The sequence below is a fragment of the Streptomyces sp. NPDC057438 genome, assembly GCF_042802995.1.
GTDB lineage: Bacteria > Actinomycetota > Actinomycetes > Streptomycetales > Streptomycetaceae > Streptomyces.
In genome coordinates this window covers 1-5,520 of record NZ_JBHVDD010000174.1, presented here as the reverse complement: position 1 = coordinate 5,520, position 5,520 = coordinate 1, and the positions used below count along the sequence as shown (strand labels likewise).

At 69.2% G+C, this 5,520-nt stretch carries 6 protein-coding genes; all 6 read right to left on the bottom strand.

The genetic code is table 11. The annotated features are described in order from the left end of the window. Positions 1-536, bottom strand: a 536-nt coding sequence (locus ACFU5F_RS41970; protein ID WP_383898910.1) for an aldehyde dehydrogenase family protein, incomplete at its 3' end; no start/stop codon positions are given. Beyond that, positions 533-1,486, bottom strand: coding sequence for a succinylglutamate desuccinylase/aspartoacylase family protein (locus ACFU5F_RS41965; protein WP_383898908.1), 954 nt, complete (start codon positions 1,484-1,486; stop codon positions 533-535). The genes ACFU5F_RS41965 and ACFU5F_RS41970, both read right to left, overlap by 4 nt. A gap of 25 nt (positions 1,487-1,511) precedes the next feature. Then, complete coding sequence (locus ACFU5F_RS41960; protein ID WP_383898906.1) at positions 1,512-2,867, bottom strand: aminotransferase class III-fold pyridoxal phosphate-dependent enzyme; 1,356 nt, start codon at positions 2,865-2,867, stop codon at positions 1,512-1,514. Next, positions 2,864-3,730, bottom strand: coding sequence for an ABC transporter permease (locus ACFU5F_RS41955; protein WP_383898905.1), 867 nt, complete (start codon positions 3,728-3,730; stop codon positions 2,864-2,866). Before ACFU5F_RS41955 ends, ACFU5F_RS41960 begins: the two co-directional genes overlap by 4 nt. Further along, entirely contained in the window at positions 3,727-4,620 is an 894-nt protein-coding gene (locus ACFU5F_RS41950; RefSeq protein ID WP_383898903.1) for an ABC transporter permease, read from the bottom strand. Before ACFU5F_RS41950 ends, ACFU5F_RS41955 begins: the two co-directional genes overlap by 4 nt. Before the next feature lie 3 nt (positions 4,621-4,623). Next, the coding region (locus ACFU5F_RS41945) for an ABC transporter ATP-binding protein (RefSeq protein ID WP_383898901.1) at positions 4,624-5,520 on the bottom strand (897 nt) is incomplete at its 5' end.

Here is a 5,520-nt window from a genome sequence, read left to right as displayed (position 1 = left end):
GGTGACGGCTTGAGCACCACCGTGCAGCCCGCGGCCAGCGCGGGGGCGGAGCCCCTCGCGGTGTTCTGCAGCGGGTAGTTGAACGGGATGATCTGGCCGGAGACGCCGATCGGCTCACGGACGGTGTAGTCGAGCAGACCAGGGCCGAGGGGGATCGTGGTGCCGCCGAGCTTGTCGGCGACGCCCGCGTAGAACTCGAAGTAGCGGGCGGCGGACTCGACATCGGCCTTGGCCTGGCGGAGCGGCTTGCCGACGTCCTGGCTCTCCAGCCGGGCCAGCCGTTCACGCTGTGAGCGGATGGCCTCGGCGATGCGGTACAGGATCCTGCCCCGGTCGGCGGCCCGCAGCCCGGCCCACTCGGGCGCGGTGAACGCTGCCCGGGCGGCGGCCACCGCCTGGTCCACGTCCGCCGGGCCGGCCAGCACCACCTCGGCGAAGGCAGTCCCGTTCGACGGATCGAGGACGGTGAGGGTGCGGTGGTCGGCGGCCCGCACCTGCTTGCCGCCGACGAGAAGCAACTGCATGTCGCCGCTCATGCCCGGATCTCTCCCTGCACCTCGCCGAAGATGACGACCTCGTCGCCGGGGCGGACGGTACGGATCCGGCGCACCCAGAGCACGATGCCGTCCTGTGGGGCACGGACCTCCTCCAGCGTGTTGCCGTAGTGGTCGACGACGTGGGCGATCAGGTCGCCTTCCTTGCAGGTCTCCCCCGGCTCGGCGTGCCCGAGGAAGAAGCCGCCGGCCTTGGAGCGGGCGAAGGTGCCGGAGACGGCCGTATAGGTGACCCTCCGCTCCGCCTCGCCGTCGATCATGCCGAGTTGCCGCATGATGTTGCGGATCGAGTGGATGTGCAACTCGACGTTCTGCTCGCGGTAGGTGCCGCCGCCGACCTCGATGGTGATGGCGGGCTTACCGGCCGCGAGGGTGGGGTGGCGGACCGTGCCGCCCCACTTGCCGCCCTTCCAGACCAGCCCGTGCCCGGCGGCCAGGGCGAGGTCCGTCGCCAGGTCCTCGTAGCCGCCCTGGAGGATGACGAGCGGGGCGATCTCGCCGAAGGTGCCGCCGGTGTGCAGGTCCACCAGGGCGTCGATGGCCGGGACGACCTGCTCGACGAAGGTGGCGGCCAAGCGCAGCGAGTACGAGCCGTCCGCGTCGCCCGGGAAGATCCGGTTGAGGTTGAGGTAGTCGAGACCGCTGGTGCGGGCGGCCGCCTCGAAGGCGGGGGTGTTCATGCACGGAATGCCGACGAGCGTGCCGCGCAGGGTGGCCGGGTCGACCTCGGCGAAGACGCGACGGATGGCCTCCTGGCCGTCGTACTCGTCGCCGTGCACACCCGCGTCGACACACAGCACCGGGCCGTCCTGCACGCCGTTCACGACGATCAGCGGAATACCGAGCTCCACGCCGTAGCTGCTGGTGCCGACCGGGATCAGGCCCTGGGCGCGCTCGCCGGGGGCGACGGTCAGCGGACCGATGGAGTACATAGGGTGTTCCTTTCGAAGAGGTGATTCACAGACGGTCGGACGCCTCGGCGAGGGTCTGAGCGATGATGTCGGCGATGCGGTCGAGCAGTTGGCGGTCGCTGATCAGCGGGGGCGCGATCTGGACCAGGGGGGCGGCGCGGTTGTAGACGCGGGCGAGAAGTCCGGCTTCGCGCAGGCGGCGCGGGATCAGGTCGGCGACGAGGACTTCTCGCGCGGTGTCGCTGAAGTCGCCGTCGTCGAGGTCGCCGACGAGCTCGACGGCGTAGAAGAAACCGGCGCCGCGGACGTCGCCGACGATCGGCATCTCACCGAGGGACGCCATGCGCTGGGCGAGATGGTCCTGGTGGCCGCGGACGTTGTCCAGGATCCGGTCCCGTTCCATGATGTCGAGGCTGCGCAGGGCGATGGCCGCGCTCAGCGGGTGGCCGCTGAAGGTGTAGCCGTGGTTGAGGACTTCGCCGGGCTTGTTGATGACCTCGGCGACGTGGTCCGCTATCAGGGTCGCGCCCATCGGGGCGTAGCCGGCGGTGATGCCCTTGGCGACGGTGACGATGTCGGGGCGGGCGCCGTACAACTCGCCGCCGAACCACTCGCCGAGCCGGCCGAAGGCGGTGATCACTTCGTCGGTGACGAGCAGGAACCCGTACTGGTCGGCGAGCCGGCGCAAGCCCTCCCAGTAGCCGGTGGGCGGGGTGATGCAACCGCCGCGGTTCTGCACCGGTTCCGCTATGAGCATCGCGATGCTCTCCGGCCCGGCCGCGAGGACTGTGGCCTCGACGTCGGCGAGCAGGTACTGGGTGAAGGCCGCCTCGTCCAGCGGCTGTTCCAGGGCCGAGCGGTTGGTGTTCGCGACGAAGTGGGTCTCCACGGCGGGTGGCCCGTACGGCTCGGTGAGGCCGGGATCGTCGGTGAAGGACAGCGCACCGAGGGTGAGGCCGTGGTAGGCGCCGCGCCGTGAGATGGCCTTGGTCCGCTGCGGCTCACCCCGCAGGGTGTGGTACCGGCGGGTGATCTTCCAGGCCGTCTCCACGGCCTCGGCCCCGCCGCCGCTGAAGAAGACGTGCTCGATGCCGTCGGGGGCCAGCGACGTCAGCCGCTCGGCGAGTTCCAGTGCGGTGGGGTGCGCGGATTCGGACCACAGGGGGCTGTAGCACAGTTCGTGCAGCTGCTTGTCGGCCGCTTCGGCGATCTCGTCGGCGTAGGAGTAGCCGATCTGACAGCAGTACAGGCCGGAGAGGCCGTCGATGTAACGGTTGCCGGCCGCGTCGTCGACGTAGGGTCCTTCACCGTGGCGGACGACGAAGAGTTCCTTGCCGGGCTTCGCGAGCGATCCGTTGGCGGTCATGTTCAGCAGCAGGTGCCGCTGAGTGGTGGTGGTCATACGGCTTCGCCTCCAGGGGCGGCGATCCCTGCCGTGTTCTCGACGGACAGCAGCGAGTCCTGCCGGCCCGAGCCGAGCCAGCGCGCCAGGGCCACCAGGGCGAGGGCGAGGATCGCGCAGGCGATGAGGATGGCGCTGACCGCGGTCACGCTGGGATCGATGTCGAAGGTCAGGGAGTTGTAGATCTGCACCGGCAGGGTGACGGTGTCGACCGAGGACAGGAACTGGGAGATGTAGAACTCGTCGAAGCTGGTGATGAAGGAGAAGATCGCCGCCGCGATCATTCCCGGTGCGGCGAGGGGGAAGGTGATCCGCCGGGCGATCGTCAGGCGGCCGGCCCCCATGCTGGCCGCGACGTCCTCCAGGCGTTCGTCGATGCCGCGCAGGGTGGCCACCAGGATCAGCACCGCGATCGGCGAGGCCAGCACGGTGTGCCCGAGGGCGATCGCGAGCGGGCTGCCCAGCATCGACGCCGGCTCGAACAGCAAAAACAGGCCCAGGGCAGTGACGATGTTCGGGATGAGGAGGGGACCGAGGACCAGGGCGTAGACCGCGGAGCGCAGCGGCAGTTCGCTGCGCGTCAGGGCGGTCGCGGCGGTCACGCCGATGATCAGCGAGAACACGGTGCTCAGGCAGGCCACGAGTGCGCTCAGCGACAGTGCGGTCGGCCACTTGCTGCCGTCGGCGAACAGCGCCTGGTACCAGCGCAGCGTCCAGGCGTCGGGCGGGAAGGCGGCGAAGGCGTTGTCACTGAAGGAGGTGACGATGATGACGACGATCGGCAGTGCCAGGAACAGCAGGATCAAGGTGGCCGCTGCGGTCAGGGCGATCCGCCCGGCGAGGGTGCTGCGCAGCTGCATCATGAAGCGCTCCTCTTCTTGCGGCTGGCGCCGAGGGAGCTGATGAGTCTCACCAGCAGCAGTCCGGCGAAGGTGAGCAGCAGCAGGATGACGCCTTCAGCGGCCGCCCCGTTCCACTGGCTCTCCTTCGTCACCTGCCGGTTGATCAGGGAGGCGATCATCGTCTGGTCGGGGCCGCCCATCAGGGCGGGGGTGATGTAGTAGCCCAGCGACAGGATGAAGCTGAGCAGTCCGGCACTGGCCAGGCCAGGAGCGACCAATGGCAGGTAGACCCGACGGAAGATGGTCACGCGTCCCGCGCCCATGCTGGCCGCTGCGGCCAGCAGGCGGCGGTCCACGCCGCGCATCACGCCGTACAGCAACAGCACCGTGTACGGCAGCATCACCGAGGTGGTGCCGATGACCACGCCGATCTCGTTGTAGAGGAGCTGGTACGGCGCCCCGGGGATCCACAGCTCGGCCAGGGTCTCGTTCACCATGCCCTTGTCGCCGAGCATGATGATCCAGCCGTAGGTGCGCACCAGGGCGCTGATGAAGTGCGGCACGACCACGATCAGCATGGCCACTCCGGCCCACAGGGGCTTGAGCCGGGAGATCGCGTTGGCCAGGACGAACCCGAAGACGAGTGCGAACAGCGCCGTCTCCGCGGAGATCCGCAGCGTGGTGAACAGCACGGAGAGGTTGACGCCCGACAGCGCGTCGGCGTACCAGTGCAGCGTCAGCGATCCGTCAGCGTTCTTCAGACTGAGGAACAGCGTGCTGAGAATCGGGTAGACGAACAGCACCAGCAGGTAGATGACGACCGGCAGCGCGTAGAGGATCCCGACCCGGGTCCGGCGCGAGGCCAGGAGTTTGCGCGGGCGGGCGGGAGCGCCTGCGGTGAGGGTGGCCATGGCTCACCCGCCCTGTTCGGTGGGGAAGAGGTTGACGTCGTCCGCGTCGGCGGTGATCCCGACCCGCTCGCCGGCGACGGGGCCGCGGCCGGCCGGAACCTCCAGGCGCAGCAGCGGCGCGACACCGCCATCGACCCGCACGCCGGAGCGGACCAGGGTGCCCACGTACGTCGCGGTCTCGACCGTGCCGGAACAGAATCCGTCGCCGCTGGCCGAGGCTCGGAGCCGGCCCGGCTGCACCGCGACCTTCACAGAAGTGCCGGGGGCGAGCTGGTGGCGGCGTGCCTTGAGCAGACCACCACTGGCGTCCAGGCGGACCAGTGTGTGCTCGCCGTCGTGCTTCTCCACCCGGCCGGGCAGGAAGTTGGCCGCGCCGAGGAAGTCCGCGACGAACGGCGTCTTCGGGCGTTCGAAGAGTTCCCTGGGGGTGTCGAACTGCTCGATCAGACCGTTGCGCATCACCGCGATACGGTCCGACATGACCAGCGCCTCTTCCTGATCATGCGTCACATAGATGACAGTCAGGCCGAGTTCCTGCTGGATGGTCTTGATCTCCACCTGCAACTGGTCGCGGAGCTTCTTGTCCAGCGCGCCCAGCGGCTCGTCCATGAGGATGACCGGCGGGCGGTAGACCAGCGCCCGGCACAGGGCGACGCGCTGCTGCTGACCACCGGACAGCTCACGCGGCTTACGCCCGCCGAACCCGGACAGACCCGCGATCTCCAGCGTCTCCCCCACCCGGCGGCGGATCTCGTCCTTCGAAACGCCCCGCAGGGTGAGGGGGAAGGCGACGTTCTCACTGACGGTCATGTGCGGGAAGAGCAGGTACTGCTGGAAGACGAAACCCAGGCCCCGCTTCTGCGGCGCGAGCCGGGTCACGTCACGGCCGCCGACGGTGAT

What these genes read in the sequence shown, in the direction of transcription:
- ACFU5F_RS41955 (WP_383898905.1), bottom strand. Translation starts at nt 3,730, where the DNA reads ATGATGCAGCTGCGCAGCACCCTCGCCGGGCGGATCGCCCTGACCGCA.
- ACFU5F_RS41960 (WP_383898906.1), bottom strand. Translation starts at nt 2,867, where the DNA reads ATGACCACCACCACTCAGCGGCACCTGCTGCTGAACATGACCGCCAAC.
- ACFU5F_RS41965 (WP_383898908.1), bottom strand. Translation starts at nt 1,486, where the DNA reads ATGTACTCCATCGGTCCGCTGACCGTCGCCCCCGGCGAGCGCGCCCAG.
- ACFU5F_RS41950 (WP_383898903.1), bottom strand. Translation starts at nt 4,620, where the DNA reads ATGGCCACCCTCACCGCAGGCGCTCCCGCCCGCCCGCGCAAACTCCTG.